The sequence below is a fragment of the Xanthomonas sp. LF02-5 genome (genome assembly GCF_034105325.1).
Classification (GTDB): domain Bacteria; phylum Pseudomonadota; class Gammaproteobacteria; order Xanthomonadales; family Xanthomonadaceae; genus Xanthomonas_A; species Xanthomonas_A sontii.
In genome coordinates this window covers 1,219,997-1,236,096 of record NZ_JAXGGF010000001.1, presented here as the reverse complement: position 1 = coordinate 1,236,096, position 16,100 = coordinate 1,219,997, and the positions used below count along the sequence as shown (strand labels likewise).

Genomic DNA, 16,100 nt, shown 5'->3' with positions numbered 1-16,100 from the left:
CAAGGGCCATCGGATTACTGAAATCGTGGAAAAAAATTCCGAATCCCGAATCCCGGGACCTGTGCCGTATTCCAGAAGGGGCCCGGGAAACCCAGGCCCCAGGTCCCCTCACTGCCCGATATGCTGCTTCAGCCAGCCGTTGACCGTGTCGTGCCAGAGGATGCTGTTCTGCGGCTTCAGCACCCAATGGTTCTCGTCCGGGAAGTACAGGAACTTGGACTCGATGCCCTTGCGCTGCAGCGCGCCGAACGCGGCCAGGCCCTGCTCCATCGGGATGCGGAAATCCTGCTGGCCATGGATCACCAGCATCGGCACCTTCCACTTGTCCACGTGCAGGATCGGGTTGAACTTTTCGTAGCCGGCCGGGTTCTGCCACGGCGTGCCGCCGTTCTCCCACTCGCTGAACCACAGCTCCTCGGTGGCGTAGCCCATCATGCGGTTGTCGAACACGCCGTCGTGGTCGACCAGGCACTTCCACGGCTTGTTCCAGTTGCCGGCCATCCAGTAGACCATGTAGCCGCCGTAGCTGGCGCCGAGCGCACAGGCCTTGTCGCCATTGAGGAAGCCGTACTGCTTCTGCGCCGCGTCCCAGCCCTTCTGCAGGTCTTCCAGCGGGCGGTCGCCCCAGTGCTGGCTGATCGCATCGGTGAAGGCCTGGCCGTAGCCGGTGGAACCGTGGAAGTCGATCATCACCACCGCGTAGCCCTGCCCCGCATAGGTCTGCGGGTTCCAGCGATAGCTCCAGCCGTTGCCGAAGCTGCCCTGCGGGCCGCCGTGGATCAGGAACGCCACCGGATAGGTCTTGCCTTCCTGGTAGTTGTACGGCTTGACCACATAGCCGTGCACGGTGTCGTTGTTCCAGCCCTTGAACGAGAACTGCTCGTAGTCGCCGAACTTCACGTCCGGCAGCAGTTCGCCGGCGCTGGGGGTGATGGCGCGCGGCTGCTGGCCATCGGCGTCGGCGACCACGATCTGGTCGCCGCTCTTGAGGCTGTTGCGGGTGAAGGCCAGGGTGGTGCCGGCCAGGACCGGTGAGCCGACGCTGCCGTCGGCGGCCACGGTGCGGACCTTGCCATCGGCCACGTCGACCGCGAACAGCGGGTGCTGGCCCATGTCGTCGGCGGTGGTATAGATGGTCTTGCCGTCGGCCGAGAGCACGAGCTCGCCAGCCGAGCGATCCCACTGCGGGGCGATCTCGCGGGTCTTGCCGCTGGCCACGTCCATGGCCATCAGGCCGAAGCGGTCGGCCTCGAAGCCGGGGCGCTTCATCGCACGGTAGAACAGGGTCTTGCCGTCGGCGGAGAACACCGGGCCGGCGTCCCAGGCCGGGTTGGACGCGGTCAGGTTGACCGGCGCGGCCTTGCCGGCGGCGTCCAGCCGGTACAGGTCGAAGTTGGTCGACCACGGTTCTTCGCGGCCGGCCACGCGCACGCTGGCGACCAGCGACTGCCCGTCCGGCGCCCAGGTGTAGTCCTCGCTGCCGCCGAACGGCTTGGAGGGGATGTCGCCGGCCAGGGTCACGCTGACCGCCGAGGCGCCGGCGACCGGCTTGGCCTTGGCGCCGGCCGGCAGCGGCGCGACGAACAGGCTGTTGCGGCGGCCATCGTTCCACGTATCCCAGTGGCGCACGAACAACTGGTCGAACACCACGCCGGTGGCCTTGGCCTGCTTCTTGGCGTCCAGGCGCTTCTGCGTGCAGGCCAGGTCCGAACCGCAGTCCTGGAACACGCCGGCGCTGAAGGCCACGCGGTCGCCCTGCGGGGCGATGCGGTAGCTGTCCACGTCCAGCGCGAAATCGGTGAGCTGGCGCGGCGCGCCGCCGGCCAGCGGCAGCGCGTACAGCTGCTGGCGGCCGGACTTGGCGCTGAGGAAGTACACGGTCTTGCCGTCGGCCGACAGTTCCGGCGAGTTGACGTTCCAGCCTTCCGGGGTCAGCCGCTTCGGCGGCGCCGCATCGCGGGTGCGCAGGTCGCGCAGCCACAGGCTGGTGCTGGACTTCTCCAGCGCCTTGTCCATCTGCCGCTTGGCGAAGATCACCGTGCCGCCATCGGGCGTCAGCAGCGGCGAGGACACCCGGTCCAGCGCGACCATGTCGCGAACTTCGAAACCGCGGGTGGCGGCCAGCGCGGGCAGCGCGGTCAGCAGGGCCAGGGGCAGCAAGGCGTAGCGCAGGGTCATCGGGCGTCTCCGGAACACGGCAAAACGTCGATGGTAGGGGCCGCGGTGGGCGTGGCGCAAAGGACTGAAGTCATGGAAGAGCTGGGAATGGGGAATCGGGATTGGGGATTGGGAAGCGCGGTGCGCTGGCTCGGCTGTGATTACGAAGACCCGCACTGACCCGGTTTCGGATAGCAAGCGGACCGTGGCCATACCGCGGCCGGATGAGCGTGATGGATCGGGAGTGGCCGCGAGGCACTGATACGGCGAAGTGCAGCAGGCCGGTGCCGAAGCTGGCCTTGGTGGTGAGGCGGACCGCGGGAGGCGCACGCGGCCGGGCCAAGATTCGGTCTTTGCAACACACGCGGCGCGGAGCAGCCAGCGAGAAGCTGGTGGGATCGGCACATGCGGCGCGCAGGCCCGGCCGGAAAAAAACGAAGCCCGGCGCGGGGCCGGGCTTCGGATGTTGCGTTGCAGGAGGCGATTGCGCCGGTTACGTGCGCGGCGCAGCCGCGGCTTCGCCCTTGCGGCCGGTGCGGTACAGCAGCCAGCCGACGAAGGCCAGCAGCGCCAGGCCGTACCACTGGTTGAGGTGATAGGCCTCGGGAAGCGCCAGCACGTCCTTGTTGTTGGTGATGACGATCGGAAGCGCAATGCCGATGCCCATCAACGCCTCGCCGGTGATGAGACCCGCTGAAAACAACACGCCTGGACGATGCACGCGATCTCGCCCTTCCTCGTCATCGTCGCGAATCTTGTGGAAACGCTCGACCAAGTGGGCGATCAGGCCACCAAGGAAAATCGGCACCATCAGCTCCAGCGGCAGGTAGATGCCGATCGCCGCGGCGAGCACCGGCACGCGAAAGCGCTTGCCCGTCTTCTTCAACCATTCGTCAAACGCGATGATCGCCGCACCGACACCGGCGCCGATCGCAATCATCGTCCACGGCAGTGTCCCACCGAACAGACCCTTGGCTACCGAGGCCATCAACATCGCCTGGGGGGCTGGAAGCGTCTTGCTGCCGATCCCGTACGCCTCTGCGAGCAAGTTCAGCACCGGCGCCATGATCAGCGCACAGGAGAATGCGCCGATGGCCAGCATCAACTGCTGCTTCCATGGCGTGGCGCCGACCAGGTAGCCGGTCTTCAGATCCTGCAGGTTGTCGCCGCCGACCGCCGCGGCGCAGCACACCACTGCGCCGATCATGATCGCGGCGACCGCGCCGATCGGCGAATCGCGCCCGAGCAACAGCACCAGCACCGCCGAGGCGAACAGGATGGTGGAGATGGTGATGCCGGAGACCGGGTTGTTCGACGAGCCGATCAGGCCGGCCAGGTAGCCGGACACCGAGACGAATAGGAAACCGGCGACGATCATGATGAGGGTCATCGGCACGCTGACGTGCCACTGGCCGACGATGGCCTGGTACAGGCCCAGCAGCGGCAGCGTGCATAGCAGCAGCGCGACCAGCATCCACTTCATCGGCAGGTCGCGGTCGGTCTCGGCCACCGCGGCGCCGCCGGTGCTCTTGCGCGCCGCGGCGAAGCCGCTCTTGACGCCCGACAGCAGCGACTTGCGTAGCGAGAACAGCGTCCACACGCCGCCGATCAGCATCGCCCCCACACCGAGGTAGCGGACTTTTTCGCCCCAGATCCCAAACGCAGCCTCGGCCGCCGGCGCATTGGCCAGGCTCTGCGCCAGCGCCGGGTCGGAGCCCATGAAGAACTGCTGGTAGAGCGGGATGGCGATATGCCAGGACAGGATAGAGCCGGACAGCACCACGATGCCGACGTTGAGCCCGACGATGTAGCCCACGCCCAACAGCGCCGGCGACAGACCGGTTCCGATGTAGCCGACCATCTTGCTGCTGCCGACGTACGCAGCCTGCGCCCAGGTATCCGGAATCACCTTCAGGCCGCTGGCCGCGCCGAGCTTGACCAGCCCGCCGATCGCCGCCGACAGACCCAGGATCTTAAGCCCCGGCCCGGGATTCTCACCGGCCTTGAGCACTTCCGCGGCGGCCTTGCCCTCCGGGAACGGCAGCGGATCCTCGACGATCATCGAGCGCCGCAGCGGCACCGAGAACAGTACCCCGAGCAGGCCGCCCATGCCGGCGATGCCGAGCACCCACCAGTACTTGAAGTCCGGCCAGTAGCCCATGATCACCAGCGCCGGGATGGTGAAGATCACCCCGGCCGCGATCGAGGAACCGGCCGAGGCGCCGGTCTGCACGATGTTGTTCTCGAGGATGGAACCGCCGCCGAGCAGGCGCAGCACCCCCATCGACACCACCGCCGCCGGAATCGCGGTGGCGATGGTCAGGCCGGCGAACAGACCGAGGTAGGCATTGGCGGCGGACAGCACCACGGCCAGCACGATCGCCAGCACCACGGCACGGAACGTGAGCTGGCGCGGCGCGGCAGCGTTGTTCATGGTTACCCCTGAAACGACAAAAACGCTTTGCACGCTAGCGTCTGGGGCCGGGCAAGTCCAGCATCGCGATGCCCAGCTTGTGGCACATGCCTGGGGGCGGGGATTGGGGATTTGGGATTTGCAGAGGCTGAGGCAGCTAATAGCCCCTCTCCCGTCGGGAGAGGGGTTGGGGTGAGGGTGCGGGGGCGCGCAGCACACCCCAACCACCCAGGCGCAGCCCGACCCTCATCCGCCCCTTCGGGGCACCTTCTCCCGAGGGGAGAAGGAACGGCTTTAGCCCCTCTCCCACCGGGAGAGGGGTTGGGGTGAGGGTACGGCGCACGCAGCGCACCCCAGCCATGCAGGCGCAGCCCGACCCTCATCCGCCCCTTCGGGGCACCTTCTCCCGAGGGGAGAAGGAACGGCGTTAGCCCCTCTCCCACCGGGAGAGGGGTTGGGGTGAGGGTACGGCGGCACGCAGCACATCCCAGCCATGCAGGCGCTGCCCAACCCTCATCCGCCCCTGCGGGGCACCTTCTCCCGAGGGGAGAAGGAACGGCGTTAGCCCCTCTCCCACCGGGAGAGGGGTTGGGGTGAGGGTACGGCGCACGCAGCGCGCCCCAGCCATGCAGGTGCAGCCCGACCCTCATCCGCCCCTGCGGGGCACCTTCTCCCGAGGGGAGAAGGAACCACGCTAGCCCCTCTCCCACCGGGAGAGGGGTTGGGGTGAGGGTACGCCCGCCGCCGAACCATCCATGCCGCGCCGCCATTCGCGCGGGCGTCCGCGCGCCTATACTCCGCCGCTGCCTTCCTGCGCCGAGAGTCGCCGTGTCCGTGTCCTCCCTGCCGCTGCGCGACGCGCGCGACGATTTCCTCGGCCATCCCAAGGGCGTCTACGTCTGTTTCTTCACCGAGATGTGGGAGCGCTTCTCCTTCTACGGCATGAAGGCGCTGCTGTTGCTGTACCTCACCAAGTACCACCTGTTCGGCGACGACGCGGGACTCGACCTGCTCGGCGCCTACGGCGGCCTGGTGTACTGCGTGCCGGTGCTTGGCGGACTGCTCGCCGACCGCTGGCTCGGCATGCGCAAGGCGGTGGTGTTCGGCGGCCTGCTGCTGGTGCTCGGCCACATCGGCATGGCGTTCGAGGGTCACGCCGCCACCCGGGTCAACGGCGAGGTGGTCCGCGACACCGCATCCCTGGGCGTGACCTACCTGTCGCTGGCACTGATCATCATGGGCGTGGGCTTCCTCAAGCCCAACATCTCCACCATCGTCGGCAAGCTGTACCCGGCCGACGATCCGCGCCGCGATGCCGGCTTCTCGCTGTTCTACGCCGGCATCAACCTCGGCGCGCTGTTCGCCTCGCTGGTCTGCGGCTTCCTCGGCGAGGCCTACGGCTGGCGCTACGGCTTCGGCGCGGCCGGCATCGGCATGCTGCTCGGCCTGGGCATGTTCCTGTGGGGCCAGAAATACCTGCACGGCCACGCCGAACCGGCGCAGCCGGCGCTGCTGCGCGAGCGCATGCTGGGCGTGCCGCGCGAATGGGCGATCTACCTGTGCGCCGTGCTGGGCGTGCTGCCGGTGGCCGCGCTGATGTGGGCCGCGGCCAACGGCGCCTTCAGCCTGGGCGGGGAAATTTCCCTGGCCCTGCTGCTGATGCTGCTGGTGCTCGGCGCGGTGCTGCTGTGGTTCGCCTGGTTCACCGGCACCCAGTGCACCCCGGTGCAGCGCCAGCAGATGATCGCGCTGATGGTGCTGATCGCGATGGCGCTGGTGTACTTCACCCTGTACGAGCAGACCTACGGCTCGTGGGTCACCTTCACCGACCGGCTGATGACCAAGAACATCGTGCCGTCGCTGGTGATCCGCGGCGGCACGCCCCTGCCCTGGTCGATCGCCTCGTTGCTGCTGGCGCCGCTGGGCTTCGTGCTGGCGGCCTCGCTGTCCGACCGCCGCCCCGGCTCGTCGGCGCCGCGGCGGCTGTTCGTCGCGGTCAGCGCGTTGATGCTGCTGTTCCTGATCCGCGACTGCCTGGTGCTGCCGCAGACCGCCGGCTCCCTGACCTATCTGGGCGCGCTGTTCCTGGTGTTGCTGGCGCCGCTGTTCGCCGCTCTGTGGGCGTGGTTGGCGCGGCGCGGACGCGAGCCGTCCAAGCCGGCCAAGTCGGCGATGGGACTATTGTTGGCCGGCCTGTCCTTCGTGCCGCTGGCGCTGGCCGCGCAACAGGTCGGCGCGACCGGCCAGATGGCGAGCGTGTGGTGGCTGGTGCTGGCCTACTTCGTGCTGGAGGCCGGCGAAATGTGCCTGTCGCCGGTCGGCCTGTCGGCGGTGACCCAGCTCGCGGTACCGCGCGTGGTCAGCCTGATGATGGGCACCTGGTTCCTGGCCACGGCGTTCTCCGAGGCGCTGGCGGCGCTGTTCGGCAAGCTGGCCGCGATCGAGGTACCGGATGGCCAGACCCTCAACATCGCCGACGCCGCGGCCAAGTACGCGCACCTGTTCTGGCTGCTGCTGTGGATCGGCGTGGGCTGTGCGGTGCTGGCCTTCCTCGCCGCGCCGCTGCTGCGGCGGATGATGCACGGGGTGCGCTGAGCGGATTGCCACTGAGGTCGCATCATTGCGACCGCGATTTCGCCGCAACGGGCGTCAGGCCCAGTTGCCGACCAATCAAGGCAAGTGCGGTCCGGACCTGCCCCGGACCGCACTGACGTCGTGCGCCTGCGATGCGTGCCGTGCAGGCATGCATCGCTAAGCGGACCCCTTACGGCTTCGCTGCCGCCGGCGCCGCCTGCGCACCGCCCAGCGACTTGCTCAGGAACGCCAGCAGCCGGGTGTAGAACTCGCGACGATGCTCTTCGGTGTAGAAGCCATGGCCCTCGGTCGGGACGTACAGCGTCTCCACCGGTACGCCCGCCTTCTTCAGGGCGGCTTCCATCTTCTTGGAGTGCTGGATGGGCGCAGTCTGATCCTCGCCACCGGCCGCCAGGAATACAGGCACCTTGATCTTGTCGGCCAGATTCACCGGTGAAATCGCCGCCAATTCGTTGCCCGTTCCCATCCAGTCACGCAGAAAGTTCTGGCTGGAATCGCGTAGTTGAGCATCGCCTCTGACATACATCATCGGCAGGTCGTAGACACCGACATAGCCGGCCGCGCAGCGATACAGCGTCGGTTCCTTGGCAACGCCCATCAACGACGCATAGGCGCCATAGCTGGCGCCATACATGCAGATGCGCTGCGGGTCGGCAATCCCCTGGTCGATCGCCCAGCGCGTCGCATCGGTAACGTCGTCCTGCATCTTGCCGCCCCACTGGCCGGCACCGGCCTGCTGGAACGCACGCCCGTAGTTGCCGGAACCTCGATAATTGACCTGCAGCACCGCGTAACCGGCGCTGGCCAGGATCTGCGCCTCCTCGTCAAACATGCCCGTATCGAACTCACCGAACGGGCCGCCATGCGGCATCACCACCATCGGCACCTTGCCGGACTTGGCCGCTGCCGGCAGCGTCACAAACCCATGCAACGGCAGACTGTCTCGCGCCTGCAGCGCGATCGGTCGCACCTCGGCCAACTTGGGCGACTGCAGAGCAGCACGGCGCGCGAACACGAAGTCGGCCTTCTTGGCAACGGTATCGAACAGGTAGAACTCGCCCGGATTGCGACCGGACTGCACGTTGACCAGGTTGAGCCGGCCGTCGCGCGTGCTGGAAGTGACATAGACCGCCTGCCCGGGGAAGGCCGCTTCCAGCGAGCGCTGGGTCTTGGCTTCCGGGGAATTCGAGTCGAAGAACAGACTACGCGGTTTGTCGCCCAATACCTCGATCCCCACCGGGACACGGGTGCCGTGGCGATACATGATCGCGAAAGGATCGGCTAGGACATCGCGCGCCACTGTCTTTCGCTCGCCAGTGTCCACATTCCAGGACTCGATCGCGTCGCTACCTTTGGCCTGCTCGACTTGAAGGAAGGCGACACGCCCATCCTCGGAAAAGCCGATCGGCGTCTCTACGTGATGACTGACGCTTTCGTCATTGATCAGCTTCCAGTCGCTGCCCTGCGCATCGCGGTAGAACAGTTTACTGGCGTTGTCCGCGTCGGCGCCCCAGGCAAAACGCACTTTGCCTTGGCCATCGGAAAAAAATTTCGCCCTACGGACGCTCGGCGAACCGACCAATGCGCGCCTGCGACCGCTGTACACATCCATGACCTCAGTACGGCTGTAAGGGTCCTTGCTTACACTGAAGGGGCGTACACGAATGATGACATTACGATCATCGCCGGGCAGCGGCCCAACCATGTCGGCAATGACATCTTCCACCTTCTTGGTCTGGATCAGCGTCCCCGGCCCGTTGCCGGTGACGCGCTGGCCCACCAACAGCTCCGCCGCCCCGCCGTCGGCGTTGATCGCGAACAGTTCTCCGGTCCCCCACGGCTGATCCCGCTGCCCGATCTTCTGGACCATGTTGAACAGCACGCGCGTGTCGTTGACCCACACGAAATCGGAGACGTGGGTGTTCTTCTCCATCGAGAAGCTGCCGACGATCTTGTTGTCGGAACGGCGCATGATCGCCAGCGCGGTCCGATCCTCCAGCGGCACCGTCGCCGCGTAGTACTCGCCGGTCGGCGACAACTTCAGCGTTTCGACCTGCTCCTTGACCAGATACGGCGCCAGATCCACCTGCGCCCATGCATTCCCCGCTCCCAGCAGACACAACAACGCGACTGCGTGCAGTCCCCTCTTCATTCCCTGTTCCCCTGTTCCTGTTGGCGTGACGTACATGTGAAGTCTAATCCAGGCGTTTGTCCGATGGCGCACCGGAAGCTGGGCGCCAACCTCCGGCGACGTCGGGGCTGGAAACTGAAAAAGCGCGCTGCCCGGAGGCCGCACGCCCGTCATCTGCCGCGGAAACGGCGGCGCGCACCGATCAGGCACATCGCCGCCGCCCTGGCGTCACCTACTGTCTCGGCGCGCCGGTCGACCCGCGCACCATCAAGCTGAAGTCCAGCGTCTGCTGCAGCGGCACGTCCACCCGTTCGATGATGGCAAGCAGCAGGTTGACCGCGCGGACACCGATCTCCCGCATCGGCTGCCTGATGGTCGTCAATGGCGGCGTGAGGTAGCTGGACGAGGCCAGATCATCGAAGCCGACGATGGACAGGTCGTCCGGCACGCGGATTCCCAGGTCCCGGCAGGCCGCCAGGGCACCCAGTGCCATTTGATCGCTGAAGCAGAAGATCGCGGTCGGCGCGGGTGTACGACCCAACAGCGCCATCGCCGCCGCATGGCCGGATTCCACGGAGAAGTCGCCCGGCACGACGGTCAGGTTGCGCAGGCGGCCGCGCGCCTTGGCGCAGGCGCGAACTCCTTCCAGTCGCTGCTGATGCAGGGGATTGTCGGGCGGACCGCCCACCACGGCGATCCGCACGTGCCCCAGTCCATACAGGTGTTCCATCACGGCGCGCGCGGCGGCCGCGTTGTCGATGTGGACGCTGGGAATCCCCAGCGCCGGGTCGAACTCGCAGCCGTTGACCACCGGCGCGGCGTCGCCCTGCTGCTTGACGATCTCACGCGCCGTCGGCGGCAAGCGGTGCCCCAGCACGATCAGGCCGTCCGCCTCGTTGCGTGGGAGCATCTGCGCGTAGCGCTCCTCGCGGTCGGGTTGGTGCTGGGTATCGCCCAGCAGCACGGCGTAGCCGACCGCCTGCGCGGCGTCTTCCGCGCCCTGCAGGATCTGGGCGAAGAAGGGATTGGCGATGTCCGGGACGGTGACCAGGAGCTTGCCGCTGCGCTGGGTCTTGAGCGTCCTGGCCACCGCGTTGGGGACATAGCCCAGCGCGGCGGCGGCCTGCTCGATGCGCGCGCGCGTGGCGGGCAGGACTTTTTCCGGACGGGAAAGCGCCCGCGACACCGTGCCCGCGGTGACGCCGACGTGCTTTGCGATGTCGTAGATGGTTGTCGCCATGAACTGAGCTCTTGTGTCTGCTGTGCAGTGCACAACGGGTCTTGCGGGAGGCCCATGCTAGGATGATTCAATCGATTGCATGAGGGCGAATCACGTTGAAGACGCTCAAGGGTCCAGCGCTGTTCCTGGCACAGTTCATCGCCGACACACCTCCCTTCAATCGCTTGGACACGCTGGCCGAATGGGCCGCGGGCCTGGACTATTCTGGCCTACAAATACCGACCAGCGCGCCCCACCTGTTCGATCTGGCCCAGGCCGCGCACAGCCAGGCGTACTGCGACGACCTCGCCGGCATGCTGGCCGGGCATGGCCTGCAGATCACCGAGCTGTCCACCCACCTGCAGGGACAGCTGGTCGCCGTCCACCCCGCCTACGACGGCCTGTTCGACGGCTTCGCACCGCCGGACAAGCGCGGCAACCCCGCCGCCCGCCAGGCCTGGGCGGTGGAGCAGCTGCAGTTGGCCGCCAAGGCCAGCCAGCGCCTGGGACTGACGGCGCATGCCACGTTTTCCGGCGCGCTGGCCTGGCCCTACTTCTATCCCTGGCCGCAACGCCCGCCCGGACTGGTGGAAGAAGCCTTCGCCGAGCTCGGCCGGCGCTGGCGTCCGATCCTGGATGCCTTCGACGCCTGCGGCGTGGACCTGTGCTTCGAGATCCACCCGGGCGAGGACCTGCACGACGGCGCCACCTTCGAGCGCTTCCTCGACGTGGTCGACCAGCACCCCCGCGCCAAGATCCTGTACGACCCCAGCCACCTGCTGCTGCAGCAGATGGACTACCTGGGTTTCATCGATCGCTACCACGCGCGCATCGGCATCTTCCACGTCAAGGACGCGGAGTATCGCGCCAGCGCGCGCAGCGGCGTCTATGGCGGCTACCAGGACTGGATCGATCGTCCGGGGCGGTTCCGCTCGCTCGGGGACGGCCAGGTCGACTTCAAGGCCATCTTCTCCAAGTTCGCGCAATACGATTTCCCGGGCTGGGCGGTGCTGGAGTGGGAGTGCTGCCTGAAGCATCCGGAAGAGGGGGCGCGGGAGGGGGCCGCGTTCATTCGCGACCACATCATCCGCGTGACCGAACGCGCTTTCGACGATTTCGCCGATAGCGGCGCCGATCCGGCATCGCTGCGCCGCATGCTGGGAACCTGAGTCATTACCGCCCTGGGAGGGGACGCCATGACGCACACCATGTCGCGCTTGGGCGCGATGATGTTTCTGCAGTTCTTCATCTGGGGCGCCTGGTTCGTGACCCTGGGAACCTATCTGGTGCAGGGGCCGCTGCACGCCAGCGCGAGCCAGGTGGCGACGGCGTTCCTCAGCCAGTCCATCGGCGCCATCGTCGCGCCGTTCCTGGTCGGCCTGATCGCCGATCGCTACTTCGCGGCGCAGCGCATCCTGGGAGTGCTGCATCTCGCCGGTGCGGTACTCATGTGGCTGGCATCCACGGCGACGAGCTTCGGCGTGTTCTTCGCCTGCGTCATGGGCTACATGCTGCTGTTCATGCCGACGCTGGCACTGGCCAACAGCGTGGCGATGCGGCACATGCAAGCGCCGGAAAAGCAGTTCCCGCCGGTGCGCGTGGCCGGCAGCGTCGGCTGGATCGTGGCCGGCGTGCTGATCGGCTGGCTGGGCTGGGAACAGGCGCATCGGCTCGAGCTGACGTTCCGGATGGCGGCGCTGGCCTCGCTGGCCCTGGGCCTGTACGCCTTCACCCTGCCGCACACGCCGCCGCTGGCGCGACAGCGCGATGCCGGGCTGGGACAGATCCTGGGGCTGGACGCGCTGCGGCTGCTGAAGTCGCGCTCCTATCTGGTGTTCTTCCTGGCCTCCATCGCCATCTGCATCCCGCTGGCGTTCTACTACAACTTCACCAACCCCTACCTCAACGATCTGGGCGTGCGCGGCGCGGCCGGCCTGCAGTCGCTGGGCCAGGTGTCCGAAGTCCTGCTGATGCTGGCCATGCCGTTCCTGTTCGTGCGGCTGGGAGTCAAGACGATGCTGGCGGTGGGCATGGCGGCGTGGGTGCTGCGCTATGCGATGTTCGCCTTCGGCGATGCGGGCGGCGGCTTCTCGCTGCTGGTGATCGGCATCGTGCTGCACGGCATCTGCTACGACTTCTTCTTCGTCACCGGCCAGATCTACACCGATGCGCATGCCGGCCCCGCCGCGCGCAGCAGCGCGCAGGGCTTCATCACCCTGGCCACGTACGGCGTGGGCATGCTGATCGGGACGTTCCTGTCCGGCGCGGTGGTGGAGCACTACACCACCGCCACAGGTCCGGACTGGCAGCGGATCTGGCTGTTCCCGGCCGGCGTCGCGCTGCTCGTGCTGGTCGCCTTCCTGCTGCTGTTCCGCGACCGGCCCGCCGTCGCGGCCGCCCCCTCCGCGCCTTGAGGATCCCCCCGATGCCCAAGCTTGGAATCGCCATCGTCGGCACCGGCATGATCGGCGCCGTGCACCGTCGCGCGGCACTACTGGCGGGCGCCTCGGTCCGCGGCGTCGCCGCCTCGTCCCCGCAGCGCGCACGCGAGGTGGCGCAATCGTGGGATGTCCCGCATGCGTATCGCGACATCGAGGAGGTGGTCGCCGATCCGCAGGTGCAGGTCGTGCACGTCTGCACGCCCAACCATCTGCACCGCGCCATGGCGCAGGCGGCGCTGGACGCCGGCAAGCACGTGATCTGCGAGAAGCCGCTGGCCACCACGCTGGAGGATGCGCGGGCGCTGGCGACCCTGGCCCGCGCGACCGGGCTGGTCGCCACGGTGCCCTTCGTCTACCGCTACCACCCGGTGGTCCGCGAGGCGCGCGCCCGCATCGCCCAGGGCGAACTGGGGCCGCTGCGCCTGATCCACGGCAGCTATCTACAGGACTGGCTGCTGGATCCGGCCAGCAACAACTGGCGTGTGGACCCGGCGCTGGGCGGCGCGTCGCGCGTGTTCGCCGACATCGGCTCGCACTGGTGCGACCTGGTGGAATGGGTGAGCGGCGAGCGCTTCGCCGAGGTCAGCGCGGCGTTCGCGACGGTGATCGCCGAGCGCGGCACCAACACCGGGCAGAGCTTCACCACGCCGGCGGCGGGCGGCGCGATGCAGGCGGTCTCCAGCGAGGACGTGGCCATGGCGATGCTCCGAACCGGCGCGGGCACGCTGGCTTCGTTGACGGTCAGCCAGGTCTCGGCGGGGCGCCGCAATCGGCTCTGGTTCGAGATCGATGGCGCCCAAGCCAGCGTGGCGTTCGACCAGGAGGACGCCGAACGCCTGTGGATCGGCCGGCCCGACCAGCGCGAGGAAATCTTCGTGCGCGGACCGGGTGCCGGCAGCGCCGAACAGCGCCGGCTGGCGACGCTGCCGGCCGGGCACGCGCAGGGCTACGGCGATTGCTTCGAGGCGTTCGTCGCCGACACCTACCGCGCCATCGACGGCGAGCGGCCGGACGGCCTGCCCACCTTCGACGACGGGCTGCGCTCGGCGCTGATCGTCGATCGCGTCATCGCATCGGCCAGGACACGCGGCTGGACATCCATCGACTGACTCCCGGGAGGACTTCTTGATGAACACAGCGACACGCAGAACCGCAACCCTCGCACTGCTGCTCTTCGCGGCCCTGCCCGCCTTCGCACGCGACGCCGCCGGCCAGGAGGCCCCCATCGCAGTGCAGATGTACTCGCTGCGCAACGCCGGCACGCTCGACCAACAGTTGAAGATCGTCCATGACGCCGGCGTGGGCGCGGTGGAAACGGTCGGCACGCAGAACATGAGCGCGGTGGAACTCAAGCAGTTGCTGGACAAGTATTCGATCAAGGCGATCTCCTCGCACGTGCAGCTGGCCGACCTGCGCAAGGACCTGGACGGCGCGGTGGCCTTCAACCGCTCGATCGGCAACACGACGCTGGTGGTGCCTTACCTGGACCAGAAGGAGCGGCCCACCGATGCCGCAGGCTGGACCGCACTGGGCAAGGAACTGGGCCAACTCGCGACGCGGGCACGCGCCAAGGGCATGCGCCTGGCCTATCACAACCACGATTTCGAGCTGGTCGATTTCGATGGCAAGACCGGCCTGGAACTGCTGTTCGCCGCGGCCGGCCCCGATCTCAAGACCGAGCTGGACCTGGCGTGGGTCGCGCGCGCGGGCTACGACCCGGCGACGATGCTGGGCAAGTTCAAGGGCCGCATGTTCGCGGTCCACGCCAAGGACAACGCACCGAAAGGCCAGGCCCAAGACGAAGGCGGCTTCGCCGCGGTCGGCAAGGGCGTGCTGAACTGGAACGCGATCCTGCCTGCCGCGGCGGCGAGCGGCGTGCAGTGGTACATCATCGAGCACGACCAGCCGCGCGACCCGGCCAGCGTCGTCCGGACCAGTGCGGAGTACCTGCGCGAACATCTGCCCGCGAGCACACAGCGCTAGCACGCAAAGGAGTTCCGCTTGAAAACGATCACGACGATGGCCGTGGTGCTGCTGGGGGCGACGCTTGCGCCCAAGGCCTGGTCCAAGGACGACCCGGCGGCCGGCGCGCAGCTCTACGCGAACCATTGCACGGCCTGCCATGGCGCGAATCGCGCGGGCGTCCCGCCCACCTTCCCCGCGCTGACCGACGTGGGCAAGCGCCTGCAGCCCGCGCAGATCAAGGAGAAGATCCGCAACGGCGGCGGGCTGATGCCGCCGTTTTCGCAGCTGTCGCAACAGGAGGTCGACGACCTCGCCAGCTTTCTGGCGCAGTAGGGCGCGCCCTCCATTCCCGGGTATGCCGCGTTGAGCACGGCATACCCGGGATCGCCGACACACCCCAGGCGATCGGCGCCGACGGCGCCGGCGCTACAGCTCGCGCACCCAGATGTTGCGGTAGCTGACCTTGGAATCGTGCTCCTGCAGGAAGATCGGCGCGCATCCATGCGGCGCGTACGACGGCGCGCCGATGTATTCGGTCTTGCCCGCCAGCACCGTGTCGTTCTGCACCAGGACGCCGTTGTGCAGGACGGTGATGCGCGCGGGTGACGTGAGCCCGCCGCCCTGCGAGAAACGCGGCGCCTTCCAGATGATGTCGTACACCTGCCACTGGCCCGGCGCACGCGAGGCATTCACCAGCGGAATGGCCTGCTTGTAGATCGCACCGGCCTGGCCGTTGGCATAGGTCGGATTGTTGTAGCTGTCGAGCACCTGCAACTCATACAGTCCCTGCAGGAAGATGCCGCTGTTCCCGCGCTGCTGGCCGTCGAATCCACGCGTCGCGGTGGGCGTACGCCATTCCACGTGCAACTGGATGTCGCAGAAGCCTTGCTTGGTGCGGATGCCCTTGCTGCCCGGCACCACGGTCATTGCGCCGTCGGCGACGCTCCAGGGCACGCGTCCGCCCTGCTCCGACTCCCAGGCCGACAGATCCTTGCCATCGAACAGCACGATCGCGTCGGAGGGGGCGCCGCCCGGGGGCGTGGCCACGGTCGCGGGTACGGGCTTCCACACTTCGGTCTTGGCAGGATCGCGTGCGGGGTCGCCGTCGGCCTGCGCGACCGCAGGCGCCACGGCCAGCAGGCAGGCCGCCATCAGCAGGGATCTGGTCATCGTGTTTCC

The 16,100-nt window shown here is 67.6% G+C and carries 11 protein-coding genes; 6 read left to right on the top strand and 5 right to left on the bottom strand.

Annotated features, from left to right (window positions below; translation table 11 throughout):
• Positions 1 to 108: 108 nt before the first annotated feature.
• Positions 109 to 2,178, bottom strand: coding sequence for a S9 family peptidase (locus SLW52_RS05390; protein WP_320739209.1), 2,070 nt, complete (start codon positions 2,176 to 2,178; stop codon positions 109 to 111).
• Positions 2,179 to 2,650: 472 nt separating this feature from the next.
• Positions 2,651 to 4,591: an oligopeptide transporter, OPT family gene (locus tag SLW52_RS05385; RefSeq protein WP_320739210.1), complete on the bottom strand. Its 1,941-nt coding sequence runs from the start codon at positions 4,589 to 4,591 to the stop codon at positions 2,651 to 2,653.
• Between the two features lie 813 nt (positions 4,592 to 5,404).
• Between SLW52_RS05385 and SLW52_RS05380 the strand changes: the two genes are divergently transcribed.
• Positions 5,405 to 7,165 (top strand): oligopeptide:H+ symporter, encoded by a 1,761-nt coding sequence (locus SLW52_RS05380; protein WP_320739715.1) that lies wholly within the window; start codon positions 5,405 to 5,407, stop codon positions 7,163 to 7,165.
• 169 nt (positions 7,166 to 7,334) lie between these two features.
• On the opposite strand, the gene SLW52_RS05375 is transcribed toward SLW52_RS05380, so the two are convergent.
• Together SLW52_RS05375 and SLW52_RS05370 are read right to left on the bottom strand one after the other, a co-directional pair.
• Positions 7,335 to 9,098 (bottom strand): S9 family peptidase, encoded by a 1,764-nt coding sequence (locus tag SLW52_RS05375; protein ID WP_320739212.1) that lies wholly within the window; start codon positions 9,096 to 9,098, stop codon positions 7,335 to 7,337.
• A 430-nt stretch (positions 9,099 to 9,528) separates the two neighbouring features.
• Positions 9,529 to 10,536 (bottom strand): LacI family DNA-binding transcriptional regulator, encoded by a 1,008-nt coding sequence (locus SLW52_RS05370; RefSeq protein WP_267094154.1) that lies wholly within the window; start codon positions 10,534 to 10,536, stop codon positions 9,529 to 9,531.
• Positions 10,537 to 10,631: 95 nt separating this feature from the next.
• On the opposite strand from SLW52_RS05370, the gene SLW52_RS05365 reads away from it, so the two are divergent.
• From SLW52_RS05365 to SLW52_RS05345, 5 genes are read left to right on the top strand one after another with little or no spacing between them, the layout of a single operon-like run.
• Positions 10,632 to 11,684 carry a sugar phosphate isomerase/epimerase family protein gene (locus tag SLW52_RS05365; protein ID WP_320739214.1) on the top strand — a complete coding sequence of 351 codons (1,053 nt, stop codon included), beginning with the start codon at positions 10,632 to 10,634 and terminating at the stop codon, positions 11,682 to 11,684.
• A 27-nt stretch (positions 11,685 to 11,711) separates the two neighbouring features.
• Positions 11,712 to 12,929 carry a nucleoside permease gene (locus tag SLW52_RS05360; protein ID WP_320739215.1) on the top strand — a complete coding sequence of 406 codons (1,218 nt, stop codon included), beginning with the start codon at positions 11,712 to 11,714 and terminating at the stop codon, positions 12,927 to 12,929.
• 11 nt (positions 12,930 to 12,940) lie between these two features.
• Entirely contained in the window at positions 12,941 to 14,065 is a 1,125-nt protein-coding gene (locus SLW52_RS05355) for a Gfo/Idh/MocA family oxidoreductase (protein WP_043095698.1), read from the top strand.
• 19 nt (positions 14,066 to 14,084) lie between these two features.
• Positions 14,085 to 14,939, top strand: coding sequence for a sugar phosphate isomerase/epimerase (locus SLW52_RS05350; protein WP_267093843.1), 855 nt, complete (start codon positions 14,085 to 14,087; stop codon positions 14,937 to 14,939).
• A gap of 18 nt (positions 14,940 to 14,957) precedes the next feature.
• The gene (locus SLW52_RS05345) at positions 14,958 to 15,254 is read left to right on the top strand and encodes a cytochrome c (protein WP_026143968.1); all 297 of its coding nucleotides are present in this window, start codon (positions 14,958 to 14,960) and stop codon (positions 15,252 to 15,254) included.
• A gap of 93 nt (positions 15,255 to 15,347) precedes the next feature.
• Here SLW52_RS05345 and SLW52_RS05340 read toward each other — a convergent pair whose 3' ends face one another.
• Positions 15,348 to 16,091 (bottom strand): DUF1080 domain-containing protein, encoded by a 744-nt coding sequence (locus tag SLW52_RS05340; RefSeq protein WP_320739216.1) that lies wholly within the window; start codon positions 16,089 to 16,091, stop codon positions 15,348 to 15,350.
• Positions 16,092 to 16,100: the final 9 nt, after the last annotated feature.